This is a genomic window from Streptomyces hirsutus, from assembly GCF_001418415.1.
GTDB lineage: Bacteria > Actinomycetota > Actinomycetes > Streptomycetales > Streptomycetaceae > Streptomyces > Streptomyces hirsutus.
In genome coordinates this window covers 42,265-59,031 of sequence record NZ_LIQT01000157.1, presented here as the reverse complement: position 1 = coordinate 59,031, position 16,767 = coordinate 42,265, and the positions used below count along the sequence as shown (strand labels likewise).

The window sequence follows — 16,767 nt, the reverse complement described above, 5'->3', positions numbered from 1 at the left end:
AGAGGGTGTCTCACGTGGCGTTAGGTGGATGCGGCATGATGCTTTGCCATGGTTGTTGGTTTGTCGCAGCGGTTGGTCCCTGACGAACTCTGGTCGCTCGTCGCACCGTTGTTGCCTTCGTTTACTTCCCGTCCGCAGGGCGGAGGCACGGCCCCGGTCGATGAGCGAGCGGTGTTCACGGCTGTGGTGTACGTGCTGACCAGCGGCTGTGCCTGGCGCCATCTGCCGGAGACATTCGGTGTCTCGCCGGCCACCGCGCACCGCCGGTTCTCCGCTTGGACCAAGGACGGGCTGTGGCGGCGGCTGCATCGGGCCGTCCTGGACGAACTCGGGGCCCGCGGTGAGGTGGACTGGACCTCGGCGATCGTGGACGCTGCCTCGGTCCGTGCGAAAAAGGGGGATCGCTGACCGGGCGCAATCCGGTCGACCGGGGCAAGAAGGGCAGCAAGCTCCACGTACTGTCCGACGCGCAAGGCTTACCCCTCGCTCTTGGCGTCTCCGGCGCGAACGTCCACGACAGCCAGGCACTGCTGCCGCTGGTCCTGGGCATACCCGCCATCCGCTCGAGGCGCGGTCCCCGCAGACGCCGCCCCGGCAGGCTCCGCGCCGACAAGGCGTACCACTCCGCCGAGAGGCTGAAGTGGCTGCGCGAGCGGGGCATCGTCCCGCGCATCGCCAGGCCCGGCATCGAGTCCAGCGAGCGTCTCGGCCGGCACCGCTGGAAGATCGAACGGTCGATCTCCTGGCTCTTCGGCTACCGCCGCCTGACCGTCCGATACGAGCGAAAGGGCAGCCACTTCCTGGCCTTCCTCGGACTCGCGGCGGCCCTGACCTGCTACAAGAAGCTCGCAAAACTCACCACGTGAGACATCCTCTCAGTCCCGAGATGCCTCCATCATCACGATGGACACAGCTCCATCGAGCGCATCCCGCCAAATGTCCCAGCGGTCGAGTCCGTTGGTGCGGTTGATCAGCACGTCAGCCATGTCCAAGGGATCCGGCTGAGCAGCAGGCTGACCACCGGGAGCCTCGCAAGGGAACAACAGGATGCTGTGGAGAACGTTACGCGTCCGCGGACTCAACTCCCTGAGCACGGGAGGAGGGAGCAGCAAGTCCGCAGTGCCGACCGGAGGCAGCCCTTGAGAGGCGCGCACCTGTGCATACGAGCACAGCCAGATGGCGGTCATCGTGCAGAGAAGGACGTATCCGTTCCCGGCGTCGCACTGGAAGCGCGCGTCCGCATGTTCCTTGCAGTATTCGCAGCTGGCGTAGACTCCTAAGAGCAGTTCTGTGACACCGTGTTCGTCCCCTGTGATCATTCCGGCCGCTCCCTCAGGAAGAGGGTGTAGCCCCTGGAACGGACAGTGGTTCGTCAACACCGTCTCGAACGAGTTGTCCATGAACTGGACTCTATGGCGTATTCATCGACTGCTCGGCTGGATTCCGCCAACCCCTGAAACAGATCGACGCGCTGACGGAGCTGGTCCGAGCGCAGACCAACACAGCCCGCTTCCTCGTCCTGCACCGCTGGATGGAGATCGCCGTCGACCGGACGCACGTGCTCAGGGCACGCACCCATCCCCGGTACTCCGCCGCCTCCACGGTGCCGTTCTTGCCGACTCGGTATTGACGGGAGCCCTACGAGGGACACCCAGCCCGTTTCCGTCTGCCGCCGCTTCCAGGTCATGCGGTCCTTTCGGGCGGTTCGGTTCACAGGTAGGGCTTGGTGATCAGTTCGATGGCGTGGCCGGCGGGGTCTTTGAAGTAGACGCCGCGGTCGGCGAGGGCGCGGACTTTGGTCCCGATCACGTCCTCCTCCGCGAGGACGGGCCCGTACGGGCTCTGGGCGACCGGCCGCCAGAAGATTTCCTTGAGGATGTCGACTTCGCAGTCCTGTCCGGTGGCCGGGTCGGTCACGGTGAAGCGGGCGGACAGCGGGGCGGTCTCCAGCGCGTGCACCTTCCAGCCGCGGGCTTCCAGGCCGGCGCGGAGCGTGGCCGCGATGTCGGCCATGGGTGCCGGGTTCTCGGTGGCGACATCGAGGTCCTGGCTGGGGCGGGTCACGAGGCGGTGCGCTCGCACGGCGTATCCACCGGTGAGGACCAGGGGATACGGGGAGCCGAGGGCGATCACATCTGCCAGGAGCCGCGTGTGCAGCTCCGGCATGTCCGTCACGCGGCTGCCCGAGTGCGGGAGGCGAGCTGGGGGGAAGGCGTCCTCCCACACGGAGCGCACGGTGCGACCGGCGAGCGTGCGCAGCACCGGCCACATCTGGAGGAGGAGGCCCTGGTCGAGGTAGCGGGGCAGGTCGTCGCGCAGGCCCTCGTGCAGGACGGTGCGGTACAGGCCCATGCGCTGGCGAGGCTTGCCCATGTCGTACGAGGTCATCCCGGACCAGGCCATGTGCAGTGGCAGCTCCACGACACCGTGGGTGGGGCCGTGCAGCTCCTCCAGCGCCTCCGGCAGACGTCGCCGGAACTTCTCCCGGTACAGCGCGAGGTCCTCGGCGTCCGTACCGGAGAGGTCCGTAGGTGCGGGTACGGGCTGCTGTGGGCTGGAGCTCTATTATGGCGGCTCGAGAAGTAGTGCGGGGCATGATGAGTGAGCCGGCGTCCGGAGTGAGTCGAGGCGGATCCTGCCGGTGAGCTGGTTGTCGTAGTCTCCTCTGCCCTGAGCAGCAGGGACGGGCTCTCGGCCGTGACGCTCGTTTGACGCTCTGGGCGCCCGCACGCGGACAGCGAGCCGAGAAACTGGCTCTGACCTGGGCTTTTCCTTGGCTTGCTCAGGCCGATATCTTTTCGATGACCTCGCACGTGGAGTGCGTGGCGATTCTGGAACTGGCTAAGAAACTCCTCTGACCTGCCGTTTTCCTAAGTCGTCGGTCTGCTCGACCTGTTTCCACACAGGCAACGGGACGAGTAGGACAGCTTGGCTGTTGAGGTGTCCTGACCTGCACGTTCAGGTGGAGCCATCGCCGCAGCCAGCCAGCGACGGGCTATCTCCGTGGATTCTTTGACGCTCAGTTGACGCCCGTTGAGTACTGCCCCAGGACATCACCGCCGACCAGGCACGATCTCGGCGAGTGGGTCCTCAAGGGAGCGTGCGGCCGTGGCGGCCCGTTCGCCGACCCGGTGGGGCAACCCACCGCTGACGCAGACCCTCAGGCGGTCAGCGGGGGGAGTAGTCGTACCCGCGGCGTTCTGCCCCCAGGGCGCCGTTACGAGCTGCTGGACGTCTCCTGAAGGGCCGGCAGAGCCGCAGTGCTTGCCGGAGAAACCGACGACCACGGTCGACGTGTGACGGCAAGCTGCCGTGTGCCCGCGTCCCGCCTGTGTCAAGGTGCCGGCCCATGGCCTGATCGAGTCGGGGCCCACGCCGGGTTCGATCAGGCGGTCCATCCGAGGCGACGCCACCGGTCGGGCGAGCACGGGCAGCCGGGCGAACACGAGAGAGTACCCGCGGGTTGAGGAAGCAGATCCCCGTTGTGGCGCTGACTCGGCAGCAGGAGCGCCAGTCTGCGAATCGTGGCACCAGCACCGGCGTGCACCGCTTCCACGAGCTGCTCGGTCATCGGGCCACGCCCGTCAAGACCGGCGCAGGCCCTCGTGCCACGCCCGTCACCGGCCGGCCTGTCGGTAGATACGGTCGAAAGCATGAATGCCCAGCGGTGGCCGGTACCTGCCGACGGTAGCCGTGGCGCAGTGGGCGGCACCCCGGGAAGCCCGACGGACTGCGCGGCTGTGGGTCACTCCGAGCGCCGGACCTGAGCTTCGGAGCTGCTCCGACCATCAAGAGACCGGTCGAGGCGGGTTACCTCATGTTCGAGCGCGCAGAAATCTATGTCGGCCGGAGTAGACATTGGATGGTGGTGTGGTTATGGTTTCTCTTGTAGCCGAGATCGAGCAAGGCCCGGCAGAGACGAACTGCCGGGCAGCAGTACACGCAGGTGCAGTGCGCAGGACGGTGCGGTGGTGGAGTTCCGAAGCCAGGGTTGTCGTAGGACGGCGACGGGACTGACGGCCGGACCGGGTGGCCCGCAGTGATCAGGGGCCGCCGTGAGCAGGGCCGCGGTTAACGCGGTGGCAGTACCTGTAAGTGCAGTGCGCAGTACTCAGCAGTGAAGTCAGTGAGCAGTACCTCGGTGAAGGCGTCGGCTGCGGGCGCGCGCACCGGGAGGTTCGGCAGTGGGGTTCCAAGCCAGAGCAGACGCAGGACGGGCGACGGGGCTGGCTGCCGGAGAGTGGCGCTGTCACAGGCCACGGAGCAGTTCGCATCACCAGCAGTACGTAGGAGAGCAGTACCAGCAGTAGGTAAGTGATTGATCCCAGAGGGAAGAACGGAGGACTTCAGCGCCATCAGGATCGCCCGGGCGGAAGCCTTGAACCCGGGTACCGCAGGACATCGATAGTGAGGTGGTCTCCGGTCAAGCAACCGCGATCCCCGCACCCCCGACAGCATCTCGGTCGGGTCAGCGGACACAGAAGGCCGGCGCAGCACTAGGGCCGGCAGATGGTGTAGCAGTTCCTTCGGGGCCCTGGCGCCAATGGTGCCAGGGCCCCTCCATGCGTTCCGAGAGAGGTGCAAGTGACAGCAGACGACTCGTACGGCCGTCTCGACGACGACTACCCCGCCTACACCATGGGCCGAGCCGCCGACATGCTCGGCACCACCCCGGGCTTCCTGCGCGCCATCGGTGAGGCCGGGTTGATCACCCCGCTCCGCTCCAAGGGCGGCCACCGCCGCTACTCCCGTTACCAGCTGCGCATCGCGGCCCGCGCCCGGGAACTCGTCGACCACGGCACCCCCGTCGAGGCCGCCTGCCGCATCGTCATCCTCGAAGACCAGCTCGAAGAAGCCCAGCGCATCAACGCCGAGCACCGCCGCGCCGCCGGATCACCCAACCCCCCGGCTGCGGCATGAGAGGAGCGTGTCCGCCGGTATCGGCGGACACCGCCCGCACGGTCCCGGTCTGCGGCGTGATCGTTCCAGTGGTGACGCGGTGTGCGGCCGTGTAGCGTCTGCGTCAGCTGTCGTGGTTCGGAGTTCCCCTTTGCCCACGCCTTGGTGTGGGCGTTTTGCTGTGCTGTGCCGCAGGAACCAGGGCGATCACCTTTGCCTTCCACATGGAGTGGGAGGCGTTCATCGACTGGAAGGCATGACTATGGCTACGGGAACCGTGAAGTGGTTCAACGCGGAGAAGGGCTTCGGCTTCATCGCCCAGGACGGGGGCGGCCCGGATGTCTTCGCGCACTACTCCGCGATCAACTCCTCGGGGTTTCGTGAGCTCCAGGAGGGCCAGGCCGTGACGTTCGACGTCACCCAGGGCCAAAAGGGCCCGCAGGCCGAGAACATCAACCCGGCCTGACCTCGCAGCCTTGCCCGAGGGACCGGGCACTCCGCGTCCGGTGACTGCCGCGGCCCGTGCGGGCCGTGTTTTCAGCCGGACAAGGGGACCCGTTCTCGTGCCGGGCGCCTACAGGACCTGTCGTGCACAGGATCGGGGCCGCGCAGCAATGGCTGCGCGGCCCCGATCCGTTGAGGTGCATCCGGGGCGACGCGACCTCGGCCGGAAAATTCCTGAACTCGGTCGCTCCAAGCGTTGTCCCGGACTCGGCCGCCTCACCGTCGAGTTGCCGTTGAGCCGAGGGCCACGACGTTACGTCCAGGTCGCCGGCGCGCAGTTCGTCGGTGACCAGGGTTGCTCGCAAGGTGCAGCAGCACCGAGCCGGATGAGTACGGATACGGGGCCGGGTCTGCGCGCCACGTGCCGGCTCGGGTGCCGCGTGCCCTGCGTGGCTGTCCGGAGGAGCAGACGTTCAGACGCTGGTCCAGGCGTCGAGGAAGGCTTTCCGTCCAGCCGGATCGTCCGACCTGCGGTCTGCATGCAGGACGCGCCAGGCGGTGAGCTCGAGATCTCGGAGCCACAGTTCTCCGATGACCTGTGTCTTGAGGTCGGGAAGATGGTCGGACTCGGCGAGGGCTTGACCGATCACCTCCCCGGCCGCGACGCGCTGGGGTGGGGTCATCTCATAGACGGCCGAGAGGATCTGTCGGGCCAGGGCGGTTCCTTCTCCTGCCAGGGAACGCAGCACCCGAGCCTTGATGTTGACGGGGAGCAGGTACGCGGTGCCCGATGACCTCCACAGGTCCGACCAGAAGCGTTCTCCTGCCTTGGTGGGGGTAGGCAGCGCGGCCAGCAACCCGAGGAGATGGCCGGTGGCCGCATAGCCATCGGAGTGGGCAGCTGCGACGACTGCGATGCCGGCGACGCCCTCCACATCGAGATGGCCGGCTTCGAGATGCGAAGCCAGACCCAATTGATGTTCCAGCTGGTGTGCCAGGGGGGCGGATACGTGGGGGCGGACCTCAGGAAGCATCGGCGATCCTTGTGCGTAGGCGAGCGGAGATGCCCGTTCTGGAGCCCTGATCGTTCCCATGACCAGCCGATCTATTCGGCTTCGGCAGGCCCTATCGGCGGCAGCGTCTACGGAGCTGGGGTTCACCCTCGCGAACCAGCCCATGCCCGGCGACGTGGCCCTGGGGTTCTGGACCGACCTCCCCTCATGCTGTCGGAGTGAGGTCTTTTAGCATGACCGCATGGCTGCCCGTCACGCCCAGGTGCCCGAGAGAGGACGAGAAGCTGTGTCCCGCGACGCCGCTGAAGTCGAGTATGGTCACGTCGCCTCAGCGCGTGGAGAGCGCCGTGAGGACGGGTTACCCGGCGGATCACAAGGCGACCATGCCGGGGAGAAGGCTCACTCGGTTGCTGCTCTGGTGGAGCGGGCGGCCGACCTGGCCGAACCGATCAAGCCGAGGTTGCGTGGCTGGCTCCATGCCGGAATGGTCCCCGCCGCGCTGATCGCAGGCGTCGTACTCATCTGCCTGGCCCGTACTCCGCAGGCAGTCCTGGCCTGCGTCGTGTATTCGGTCACCGCCTGGCTGCTGTTCGCAACGAGCGCCATCTACCACCGCGGCACCTGGGGACCGCTGGGCGAGGCTCTTCTACGACGTCTCGACCACGCCAACATCTTCCTGATCATCGCCGGTACCTGCACGCCCCTGGCCGTGCTCCTCCTCCCGCCGGACCAGCGGTCCATGCTGCTGTGGATCGTGTGGGCGGGCGCGTTGGCCGGCATCGCGTTCCGGGTCCTGTGGGTCGGAGCTCCGCGCTGGCTGTACACCCCGTGCTACCTGGCCTTGGGGTGGGCGCCGGTGCGCTACCTGCCCGACTTCCTGCACACCGGCGGAGTGGCCGTACTCGCCCTGATCGTGGCGGGTGGTCTCCTCTACAGCGCGGGCGCGGTTGTCTACGCCCTCCAGCGACCCGACCCCTCGCCCCGCTGGTTCGGCTTCCATGAGGTGTTCCACGCCCTGACCGTGGCAGCCTTCACCGCGCACTATGTCGCCATCTCCCTCGCCACCTACTGACCCCGCGACAGTGTTCCGGCCCGTGCTGCTCATCGCCCATGTTGCCGTGCGCTGGGCCGCGACGGGCCGGACGGTCGCTGAGGCATCGCCCCGCGGGTGAAAGCCGTCTGCCGTCTGGCCCGCAAGTGGGCTGCTCTCCAGGGTGTGACGCTCCGTGGACAGGTAAGGAGGGAGGAGCGAGAGAAAGACGAGACAGCGGTCTTCAGCTGACCTGCGACGGAGGAGGCCCCGTGTTCGAGGCGGAAGACATCAGGGAATGGCGAGGCCACGACGTGGTCGACCATGAGCGGCACAAGATCGGCGTCCTGGAAGCGGTCTACGTCGACACGGCCACGGACCGGCCCGCGTTCGCGACGGTCACGGTCGGCCTGCCGACCCGGCACCGGCTGGTGTTCGTCCCCCTGGCCGACGCGACGGTCGGTCCGGGTTATCTGAAGGTCGCCTACGACAAGAAGCAGGTCAAGGAAGCGCCCTCGATCGGCACGGACGGCGAACTGCTCGCGGAGGACGAGAAGACGGTCTTCGCGCACTACGAGCTCGCCTACCGGACGGGTGCGGGCGGCGAACGTCGCCTCGCCCGCCGCTGATGCCCCACCAACTTCCCCTCCCATGAGGTGACACGCATGGCTCTCTTCCTCCTGCTGGTCGTTGTGGCCATCGTGCTCGGCATCATCGGAGTGGTGGCGAAGGGTCTGTTCTACCTGCTGGTCATCGGTGTGGTGGTCCTGGTCGCCGACTTCGTCCTTCTCGGCCTGCGCCTGGGCCGCCGCAGGCGCCTGCCCCGGTGACGCGGTCGCCCGGACAGAGCACCCCGTTCTGCCCTCCAAGGGCCGCCCGAAGCGGGCTACTGGAGCAGTCCTTCAGCATCACCAGCCGGTCGCCTGGCCGCAGGTCCAGCGACTGGACCCGGTAGCTGTGAAGGGCATGGAAGCCGAAGGCATATCGATCTTCGGTTTGATCTCCCGCACCTGTCCGTTCCGCATCCACAGCGGCCAGGGATGCCCGGCGTTGATGAACTCGGTCTTGCCGTCGATCAGGCTGATGCGCAGGAGCCGGCCGGTGACGTAGCCCTGGCGGCCGTGCTCGCGCATGGCCCGGTCGGCCTGGCGGGCCTGTTCGGCCAGGTCGGCACCGGCCCGCCGTGCCCGGCGCAGGGCGCCCACCAGAAGGGTGGCCAGCAGCGCGGCGTCGACATCGTGCCCCATGGCATCGGTGACGGAGAGTTGGACCGTGTCCCGGTCGATCACGTAGTCGAAGGTGTCACCCCCGACGCGGTCGGTCGGCTCCAGCGCCCCGGCCACCGCGAACTGAGCCGCCTCGCACGCCAGCGAAGCCGGAAGCAACCGGTGCTGGATCTCCGCGGCCAGACTCAGCGGGATGGTCCGGCGGCCCCACTGGTACACGTCGGTGAAGGACCGGTTCGCGATGACGACGTACGCCAGGACGTGCGCGGTCTCGCCGATCGCCCGCATCACCTCCGCTTCCGGCGCCGCGGGCAGGAACAGTTCCAGGAGCCCGATGGCGTCCCCGCGGTTGGTCACCGGGGCGACGTCCGTACCAGCGCGCCCTCGCTCTTGTCCTCCACGCTCGGCCGCTGGGTGCGGATCACGTCGTCGTACAGGGTGCCCCGCAGGGTGATGCGCCGGGCGGGCTCAGCGGTCTCGACGCTGCCCGCCGCCCCGAGCCGTACGACCGACCCGCCGGTGAAGTCGGTGATCAGGAACGACACCGACGCGGCCCCGAGGTGCTCCCTGAGCATGCGCGCGACCACGTCGAGCGACTCCACGGGCGCTGCGGTCTCCGCCGCCGCCAGTGTCCCCGCCAAGGTCATCGCCCTGCCCCGGTCACCCCCGTTCTCGTGAGGACGAGCGGTCGGCCCACCGTCCTCCTCAGGCCCACATGCGGTCACGGTGACTCCTCGCTGGTCGCCGGCGCTCAGGACTCAGTCCCGGGTGGGCGAGGGGCCGGCGCCAAGCCCGGTGCGGCGGATGTCATTGCCCCACAAAGCCCCTGAACGGATGCGCCTGGCGGCCAACCGCTCGTCGAACGGTCCGGCGCCGCCGCCGCGTGGAACGCCCGGGCCTCGCCGTCACCCGGCCCACCAGAGTTCGTGTCACACTGGCGCCGGCGGCGCCCCGTGGTGACTGCTGCGGCCTTCAGATGCTGCGAGCCCATGCTGGGCACCCCCGCTGGCTGCCTGCTGTATCTGGTCGATGAGGCGGTGCTGCGTGACGCCGTCGGCGAACGTGGTCGCCTCGGTGGTGCCGTTGGTCTTGTCGCGGGCGAAGGCGACCGTACAGGTGGGCGAGGTCCTGCACGCCCTCGCCTGGCATGACCGTGACGCTCGTTTGACGCCCCGGCCGCCTCGGAGCCCGGCTCCAGGTGGGCCTAACCCCCGCTGAACTGCAGGTTTTCACGCCTCCAGTTCTTGGGACGTCTTTCCGATGACCTCGCACGTGGAGTGCGTGGCTATTCTTGAGCCTGCTGAGAAAGGGGCCTGACCTGCGGGTTTATATCGTAGGCGGGTCGCTCGACCTGTTCCGCTCCGTGCAGCGGTTCGAGCGGACGAATCGACCCTTGAAAGCTTCCTGACCTGCGAATCCACAAGAGAGACACCTGCATCGGCGACGCCTTCAGGGTTTCATTCGGAGACTCTTGACGCTCGGATGACGCTCGAAGCGGAAGTCACGGACCTCTCCGGGCCGGGCCGCGCGGACCGGGCTGTCGGCACGGGGCGAGGTCTCCGGTTCGGGCGTCCGACTGCACTTCCTCGGCGGCGGCGCGAGCTGCTGCCTCGGTCGCACGTGTCCTGGAACCGAGAGCGTGGCCCGGCCGGGCCACAAAGGACGGCGCCGTGGTCCGAGGTCTCGAGTGGCTCGTACCACCTCGCCGCGCTGGCCGTCTCGCCTACGCCGTCGAGAGCAGCGACGAGCACCTCGCGGCACTGCGTGAGGAGGGCAAGGACCCGGGTGCCGTCGTTGACGGGGCCATCGGGAACCGGGCCCGCTCCATGTACCGGGACGGCCTGGCGCACGGGCCGGTCGTCGAGCTGATCGAACAGGCCGGCCATGACCGTCAGCCCGCGGACGGACTCGGTTCGGGTCGCCGCCCCGGGACGGTCTCCCACTCCTCCGCGATGCGCATGAGTGGTCCGTTCCCGCGCTCGTACGGAGCCCAGCCCGGGTCTCCGGTCGTGGCGAAGGCGATCCATGCCGCGTGTGTGCGGGTGGCGAGTTCGGCCGGCGGCGTCCCGGCACCGAGCAGGGCGTGGGGACCGAGCAGACCGGGCTGGTCGGTCACATCGAAGACGAAGGGCACCTCGACGGTGTGCGCCGCGCCCAGTTCACCGCCCAGAGCGGGAGAACGCCAGGCGAACTCGTAGCGGAAGGTGCGGGAGCCCGGGTGTGCGGCATGCGCGTCGGCGAGGTCGCGGCTGCCGGCGACGAACAGGGCCTCGGCGATGAGGGCGGAGCGCAGTTCGCCGGCCGTGCCTCCTGGACGGCTGCGGCGGAAGGACGCGACATACCGCGCGGGGTTGGGGCGGAACAGGGCGGCGGTGGCCTCCACGTCGGCCATCGTCGACGTGCCGAGCGTGCCGAACGGGGCCAGGTAGAGATTGCCCTCCTCGGCGTTCGTGCCGATCAGCAGGTCCACGCTCGCGCCCGGTCCGTCGGCGACGGCGTCGGCGGGCTGACGGTCGAGCACCACGCTGAACGGGCTGAGCCCGATGAGCGGATCGCTGGCGGTCGCCGTGCGCATGTCGATCCCCGACAGGCCCGGCATGATCTCGACGAGACGTTCGTCGGTGATCCGCGCGAACGCCTCGGCGTGCGGTGCGACACCCAGCTTCACGGCCGCGCCGGCCGTCACCCGCGCCGCCTGCTCGGGCGTGAACGCCCCCCGTCCGTTGCCGCTCTGGACGATCGCGCGCGCGACGAGTCCCTCTGCCGCGGGATCGGCCAGGACGGCACCGGTGATGGTGGCACCGGCCGACTGACCGAACAGCGTGACGTTCCCGGGATCCCCGCCGAAGGCGGCGATGTTCTCCCGCACCCAGCGCAGGGCTTGGAGCACGTCGAGCAGACCCCGGTTGCGGGGGGCTCCGGGCAGGTCGAGAAACCCGGGGATGCCGAGCCGGTAGTTCACGGTGACGAGCACGACGCCGTCACGGGCGAAGCGGCTGCCGTCGTAGAGGGACGACCGGTTGGAACCGGCGACGAAGCCGCCGCCGTGCACGAACACCATGACCGGCGCACCGGGCCGCGTGGTCCGGGGTGCCCAGACGTTGACGGTGAGGTAGTCCGGCCCTCGCACCCATCCGGACCCGAAGTAGGCCGTCATCTCCAGTGCGCCGAGGCGGCGCGGCGCCTGCGGTGCGGTCGGTCCCCATTCCGTGGCGTTCAGGACCCCCTCCCACGGATCGTGCGGTCGCGGGGCCGCGAAACGGCCCGCGCCGACGGGAGGCGCGGCGTAGGGAACACCGAGGAACACGGCGTGGTCGTCGCTCTGGCTGCCGCGGACCGCGCCCTGCGCGGTCCGAACGACGAGGTTGCGGTCGGTCAACGGACTCTCCTTGTCGGCCAGTGAGTCGTGAGTCGGTGAGTCCGGTACGGCTGTCCGGGGAGGCTGCCGGGTGCGTGACGGTGCGGTTTCAGACCGCCGGGTTGTCGAAGACCCAGCGGGCCAGTGCCACGAGGGTGTCCTCCATGCTCCCGGCGGTGACGTCCCGCAGGGTGTCGAGGTCCGTGTAGGTGGAGCCGAGGACGGGGTCCGCCTCGAGCAGTTGCCACGTCTGGGTGAGCAGGGTCCCCGACCCGTCGGGGGTGAAGGTCCAGCGCCAGCGGACGACGGGCACGGGCGCCGAACCGAGGACGGTGTACGTGAACTCGGCCCCGCGCACGGCCTCCTGCACCTGCGAACGGCTGTCCCACTCTGCGCCCTCGCGCCGGTTACGGCCCCGGAACCAGGCTCCCGCCCATGCTCCGGCGCCTTCCTCGTACTGGGCGCGGATCGCGTCGGGGCTCCATCGACCGATGTTCGACACGGTGCTCAGCAGGTCGTACGCCCGCCCTGGATCGGCCGCGACCCAGGCTCGTCGGGTGACGCGGTAGCCGGACACGTCGAGGACCGCGGTCGTGTTCTCCGGGTTCCTGGGCAACGTGGTGGACATGGGGGTTCCTCCTTGAAGGACGGGCGGTCGGATCAGGTGCGGGAGAACGGCGCCCAGTTGGTCAGCTCGAAGCCGGAACCCCGGCGGCGCATTTCGAAGGCACCGTGTCCGGGCAGGTGCGCCGGGAACACGAGGGAGTTGTTGTCCGCGGCGTGCGCGAACATGCGCGCACGGCTGGCGCGAGCACCGTCCTCGTCCTCTTCGAAGCAGCTGTTGATGTGCGGCTCGTGCACCTGGATCGCGCCGTGCAGGAGGTCGCCGGCGAAGATCGCGCGGTCGCCCCCGGACTCCAGGTGGATGATCGAGGCGCCGGGGGTGTGGCCGGATGCCAGTTCGAGGCGGAGGTGGGAGTCGATGGTGTACGACTCGTCCCAGGTCTCCACCAGACCGGCCTCGACGACCGGGTCGATGCTGTCCTCGTAGACGTTCTGGTTGCCCCGCCCGAATACCGTGTTGTGGAGGTTCTCGGGCCTCCAGTACTCGAAGTCACGCTGCGGCATGAGGTAGGTCGCGTTGGGGAAGGTGGGGACCCAGTCGCGGCCTTCGAGCCGGGTGTTCCAGCCGACGTGGTCGTCGTGCAGGTGGGTGTTGACGACGATGTCGACGTCTTCGGGCCGCACGCCGACAGCGGCGAGATTCGCCAGGTAGTCGGTGTTCAGATAGGACCAGATCGGTTGCAGCGGGCGGTACTTGCCGTTACCCGCGCCGGTGTCGATCAGGATGATCCTGCCCTCGCTGCGCAGCACCCAGGACTGGGTCGCGGCACGGGTGAGATCGGTGTCCGGCTCCCAGTGGTGGGGCGCCAGCATCTCGGTGTGCCGCTGCCACTCCTCGGGCTTGCTGCCGGGGAAGAAGACATCCGTCGTCATCGGAGTGGTGTCGGAGTACTCCATGACGCGGTGGATCCGCACATCACCGAGTTCGATGGTGCTCACCGTCGGCGTCCCGGTCTCGGAGGACGGGGAGGCAAGGGGGGACATTGTTCTCCTTCGAAGGTTCGGACGTCTTCCAGCCTGCGAGCATGCGGTGCCTCGGGGGTATCGGACACGTGACTGCACTTCTCCGGGGGCGGGCCCGGGGCCGTCCGCGGTGCGGACGGGCAGGCGCGTGGTGAGCGAGGCGGTGGGGAGCAGTAGGCCGGCCGCATGGGGTTTCATGTCCACGGCGGGCCGCAGGGTTTGGGGCACCGACCGCAGGCGCCGTCCGTCATGTGACTGCACCCGGGGTACACCGAGAACGCCCTGGTAGCGTCGATGCGCGGGATGCGGTGATCGGAGGCGTTGAGCCCTGGAAGATCCCGCCACGTCTGGAGAACCGGTGGACGAGTACACAGTGACAACCGCCTGCGGCCGCAGCGGCACCGCCGTGGTCAGGGGAGCCGAGTTGGACAGGCTGGTCGCAGCGGTGACCGCGCCGCGTGCGGCGGAGCCCGTGACGAGGCCGGTGCACGCTCTGCTGACCGTGGTGGGAGGGTTCGGAGCGGGCAAGACCACCCTGGTGGAGGCGGTCGTGGCGCGCTTCGCCGCGGACGGCGGCCGGGTACTCAAGGCCGACAGCAGCCAGTCCGAGACCCACCTGGCGTTCTCGGGGCTGCACCAGCTGCTACGTCCGGTCCGCGGGCGGATCGACGCCCTGCCCCTCAGGCAGCGCGGGGCGCTGCACGTCGCTTTCGGAGTGGCGGAGCGAAGCGAGGCGCCGGACCCGATGCTCATCGGGACAGCGGTCCTCACCATGCTGTCGGACCTCGCCGCCGAGCGCCCGCTGCTGGTGGTCGTGGACGACGCCCAGTGGGCCGACCGCGCCTCGCTGGACGCTCTCTCCTTCGTCGCCCGGCGTCTGGCCGGCGAACCGGTGACGCTGCTGGTCGCCACCAGGGACCCCACGTTGCGCGGGCTCGCCGTTCAGGAACCGACCCTCACCCTGGAGCCCCTCGACCGCGGCGCGGCGGAACGGCTGCTGGACCTCCAACCGCGGGTGCCCGCCGGACTCACCCGGGCGTCCATCCTCGACCAGGCCGAGGGCAACCCCCTCGCCCTGGTGGAACTGGCCCGGGCCGCCGGCGACCACGACAGCACGTCCCGCACGATCTACGGCCCGCTTCCGGTCACCGAACGGCTGGGGCGGGTCTACGCCGACCGTCTGGCCGCACTGCCCGCCGAGACGCGCCGCGCGGTGGTGCGCCTGGCCACCGTCGACAACGAGGACCCGTCGCACACCGTGCTGTCCTGGCTTCCCGACATCGGCGATCCGGTGTGGGCGCCCGCCGAGGAGGCCGGACTCGTCCGGCGAAGCGGGGGACGACTGCGCTGCGATCACCCGCTCTCCCGCCTCGCGATCTACCACACGGCCCCCGCCGAGGAGCGGCGCGCGGCGCACCTGGGGCTGGCCGAGCTGTTCGGCGACCAGGATCCCGACCGGCACGCCTGGCACCTTGCCGCCGCTACCTCCGGGCTGAGCGCGGCGGTCTCGGCCCAACTTGAAGGCAGCGCGAACCGGGCACGTCACCGCAGCGGCTACGCGGCTGCCGCCCACATGCTGGAACGGGCCGCGGACCTGCACCCCGACCGGGACGAGAGCACCCGGCTGCTGGCCGCCGCGACCAGTGCGGCGGTCCTGACCGGCAGGCTCGACTCCGTCGAACGGCTGGCCGCACGCACCCGCGCCGGCACCGACGACCCGACGGCCGCGGCCCTCGCCGCCCTTCAGGTCGGCCGGATCATGACGCTGACCAGCTCGCACAACGCCGCCTTCGGACAACTGATGCGCCCCGCCGCCGCCCTGGCCGACACCGATCCCGCAGCGGCGTTGGAGGCCCTGGCCGCCGCCGCTGTGGTGCGCTTCTACTCCGGTGACGCGGCCCAGTTGTACGAGATCGAACGCCTGCTGCCCCTGGCCTCGGCGCCCCCCGGCCACCGGCTCGGAGAGCGGGAGACGCTCCTGGCGGGCTGGGCCGGGGTCGTCGCGCATCCGGACGCCGCCGACGCGCGCTTCGCCCTGCGGCTGCCCGCCCTGGCCGCGGTCGCGCGAGAGGAACCGCAGACGCTGATCCTGCTCGCCGCCGCGGCCTGGCTGCTGGACGAGACGGAATTGGCCGCGCGTACGTACGACGCGGCGCTTGCCTCGTGGACCTCGCAGGGACCGCTGCCGGACGGCCTCGGCGGGGTAGCCGCCCTCGCCTATCTGGAACAGGGCCGGTGGGCCCGTGCGCAGACGGCCTGCGCCGAACTCGCGGCCGTCGCGTCGTCGGTCGGTCTCGATCATGCCGCGGCCTGTGCCGCCGCGACGGAGGCGCTGCTGTGCGCGCTGCGCGGTGACGTGGCCAGGGCACACGCCCGGGCGCGGTACGCCCTCTCGCTCGTCGACCCGCGGGAGAGCCGTTCTGTCCTCGTTCTCGCCCACCGCGCGCTGGGCACCGCCGCCACCGTGGAAGGCGATCACGAGACCGCCCACCAGCACTACCGTGTGCTCTTCGACGACCGGGGCAACCCCACGCACTACCACCTCTCCTACCCGGCGTTGCCCGAGCTGGCGGCTGCCGCGGCCCGGGTCGGCCGTCGCGAGGAGGCCACCCGGATCGTGGACGGAGTCGAGCGGTCCCTGGCGGACGCGGGCGCGCTGGCGCCGCGCAGGGCCGCGCTGGTCCGTCTGAGCCGGGCGGCGCTCGCCCCCGCCGAGGAGGCCGAGCACCACTTCACGGCGGCTCTGGAGACTCCCGCGCTCGCCCGCCGGCCTTTCGAGCGTGGCCAGGCGCTGCTCGCGTACGGGGAGTGGCTGCGCCGCCGCCGCCGTATCTCCGATGCCCGTCCGCCACTGGTCGACGCCGAGGCCGTCTTCCGGCGGCTGGCCGCGCAGCCCTGGGTGGCGCGGGCCCAGTCCGAACTCAGGGCCGCCGGTGCCCAGAGCGGCACCACGAAACCGGACGCCTTCGCCGGCCTCACCCCGCAGCAGCAGCAGATCGTGCGGCTGGCGGCGCTCGGACTGACCAACCGTGAGGTGGCCGAGAAGCTGTATCTGTCCCCGCGTACCGTCAGCTCGCACCTCTACCGGGCGTTTCCCAAGCTGGGCATCACCGTGCGCTCCCAACTGAGGCATGTGGTCGATGCCATGACCGCTGACAGAGAGGCGGGTCGAGACATCGACGCGAGGGGCGGGGCATGATCGCCGCGCAC

The 16,767-nt window shown here is 69.5% G+C and carries 12 protein-coding genes and 2 pseudogenes; 7 read left to right on the top strand and 7 right to left on the bottom strand.

Annotated elements, in window-relative coordinates; translation table 11 throughout:
- Positions 1-48: 48 nt before the first annotated feature.
- Positions 49-866, top strand: a protein-coding gene (locus tag AOK11_RS39710) for an IS5 family transposase (RefSeq protein WP_420902985.1) whose coding sequence is annotated in 2 segments (ribosomal slippage) — positions 49-382 and positions 382-866 — 819 coding nt in all. Because the reading frame shifts where the segments join, the coding sequence is not laid out codon by codon here.
- 9 nt (positions 867-875) lie between these two features.
- On the opposite strand, the gene AOK11_RS12650 is transcribed toward AOK11_RS39710, so the two are convergent.
- Both AOK11_RS12650 and AOK11_RS12645 read right to left on the bottom strand, forming a co-directional pair.
- The gene (locus tag AOK11_RS12650; RefSeq protein WP_157869344.1) at positions 876-1,400 is read right to left on the bottom strand and encodes a hypothetical protein; all 525 of its coding nucleotides are present in this window, start codon (positions 1,398-1,400) and stop codon (positions 876-878) included.
- Positions 1,401-1,770: 370 nt separating this feature from the next.
- A pseudogene (locus AOK11_RS12645) lies at positions 1,771-2,166 on the bottom strand (nucleotidyl transferase AbiEii/AbiGii toxin family protein); the annotation flags it as partial.
- 2,418 nt (positions 2,167-4,584) lie between these two features.
- Here AOK11_RS12645 and AOK11_RS12635 point away from each other — a divergent pair.
- Together AOK11_RS12635 and AOK11_RS12630 are read left to right on the top strand one after the other, a co-directional pair.
- Positions 4,585-4,920 carry a helix-turn-helix domain-containing protein gene (locus AOK11_RS12635; RefSeq protein WP_055593778.1) on the top strand — a complete coding sequence of 112 codons (336 nt, stop codon included), beginning with the start codon at positions 4,585-4,587 and terminating at the stop codon, positions 4,918-4,920.
- A 241-nt stretch (positions 4,921-5,161) separates the two neighbouring features.
- Positions 5,162-5,365, top strand: a complete 204-nt coding sequence (locus AOK11_RS12630; RefSeq protein ID WP_019072426.1) for a cold-shock protein — start codon at positions 5,162-5,164, stop codon at positions 5,363-5,365.
- Positions 5,366-5,816: 451 nt separating this feature from the next.
- Here AOK11_RS12630 and AOK11_RS12625 read toward each other — a convergent pair whose 3' ends face one another.
- Positions 5,817-6,377, bottom strand: coding sequence for a hypothetical protein (locus AOK11_RS12625; RefSeq protein WP_206188826.1), 561 nt, complete (start codon positions 6,375-6,377; stop codon positions 5,817-5,819).
- 265 nt (positions 6,378-6,642) lie between these two features.
- Between AOK11_RS12625 and trhA the strand changes: the two genes are divergently transcribed.
- The 3 genes from trhA to AOK11_RS43400 all read left to right on the top strand — a co-directional run bounded on the left by trhA (position 6,643) and on the right by AOK11_RS43400 (position 8,216).
- On the top strand, positions 6,643-7,428 hold the full coding sequence (trhA, locus tag AOK11_RS12620) for a PAQR family membrane homeostasis protein TrhA (RefSeq protein ID WP_240497321.1): 786 nt from the start codon (positions 6,643-6,645) through the stop codon (positions 7,426-7,428).
- Positions 7,429-7,658: 230 nt separating this feature from the next.
- Positions 7,659-8,015 carry a PRC-barrel domain-containing protein gene (locus AOK11_RS12615; protein ID WP_055593775.1) on the top strand — a complete coding sequence of 119 codons (357 nt, stop codon included), beginning with the start codon at positions 7,659-7,661 and terminating at the stop codon, positions 8,013-8,015.
- Between the two features lie 36 nt (positions 8,016-8,051).
- Positions 8,052-8,216 carry a hypothetical protein gene (locus AOK11_RS43400; RefSeq protein WP_167353787.1) on the top strand — a complete coding sequence of 55 codons (165 nt, stop codon included), beginning with the start codon at positions 8,052-8,054 and terminating at the stop codon, positions 8,214-8,216.
- 67 nt (positions 8,217-8,283) lie between these two features.
- Here the strand turns inward: AOK11_RS43400 and AOK11_RS12610 are convergent.
- The 4 genes and pseudogenes from AOK11_RS12610 to AOK11_RS12595 all read right to left on the bottom strand — a co-directional run.
- Positions 8,284-9,259: pseudogene (locus AOK11_RS12610) on the bottom strand (PP2C family protein-serine/threonine phosphatase); the annotation flags it as partial.
- 1,244 nt (positions 9,260-10,503) lie between these two features.
- A complete protein-coding gene (locus AOK11_RS12605) occupies positions 10,504-11,991 on the bottom strand; it encodes a carboxylesterase/lipase family protein (protein WP_055593774.1) in 1,488 nt (495 codons plus the stop codon).
- A gap of 88 nt (positions 11,992-12,079) precedes the next feature.
- A complete protein-coding gene (locus AOK11_RS12600; RefSeq protein ID WP_055593773.1) occupies positions 12,080-12,598 on the bottom strand; it encodes an SRPBCC family protein in 519 nt (172 codons plus the stop codon).
- A 32-nt stretch (positions 12,599-12,630) separates the two neighbouring features.
- Positions 12,631-13,578, bottom strand: coding sequence for an MBL fold metallo-hydrolase (locus AOK11_RS12595; protein WP_055593772.1), 948 nt, complete (start codon positions 13,576-13,578; stop codon positions 12,631-12,633).
- Between the two features lie 337 nt (positions 13,579-13,915).
- Here AOK11_RS12595 and AOK11_RS12590 point away from each other — a divergent pair, with 337 nt between their 5' ends.
- On the top strand, positions 13,916-16,756 hold the full coding sequence (locus AOK11_RS12590) for an ATP-binding protein (protein WP_055593771.1): 2,841 nt from the start codon (positions 13,916-13,918) through the stop codon (positions 16,754-16,756).
- Positions 16,757-16,767 lie beyond the last annotated feature (11 nt).

Coding starts and splice junctions, on each gene's coding strand:
- AOK11_RS12650 (WP_157869344.1), bottom strand. CDS start 1,400: ATGGACAACTCGTTCGAGACGGTGTTGACGAACCACTGTCCGTTCCAG.
- AOK11_RS12630 (WP_019072426.1), top strand. CDS start 5,162: ATGGCTACGGGAACCGTGAAGTGGTTCAACGCGGAGAAGGGCTTCGGC.
- AOK11_RS12625 (WP_206188826.1), bottom strand. CDS start 6,377: ATGCTTCCTGAGGTCCGCCCCCACGTATCCGCCCCCCTGGCACACCAG.
- AOK11_RS43400 (WP_167353787.1), top strand. CDS start 8,052: ATGGCTCTCTTCCTCCTGCTGGTCGTTGTGGCCATCGTGCTCGGCATC.
- AOK11_RS12600 (WP_055593773.1), bottom strand. CDS start 12,598: ATGTCCACCACGTTGCCCAGGAACCCGGAGAACACGACCGCGGTCCTC.
- AOK11_RS12595 (WP_055593772.1), bottom strand. CDS start 13,578: ATGTCCCCCCTTGCCTCCCCGTCCTCCGAGACCGGGACGCCGACGGTG.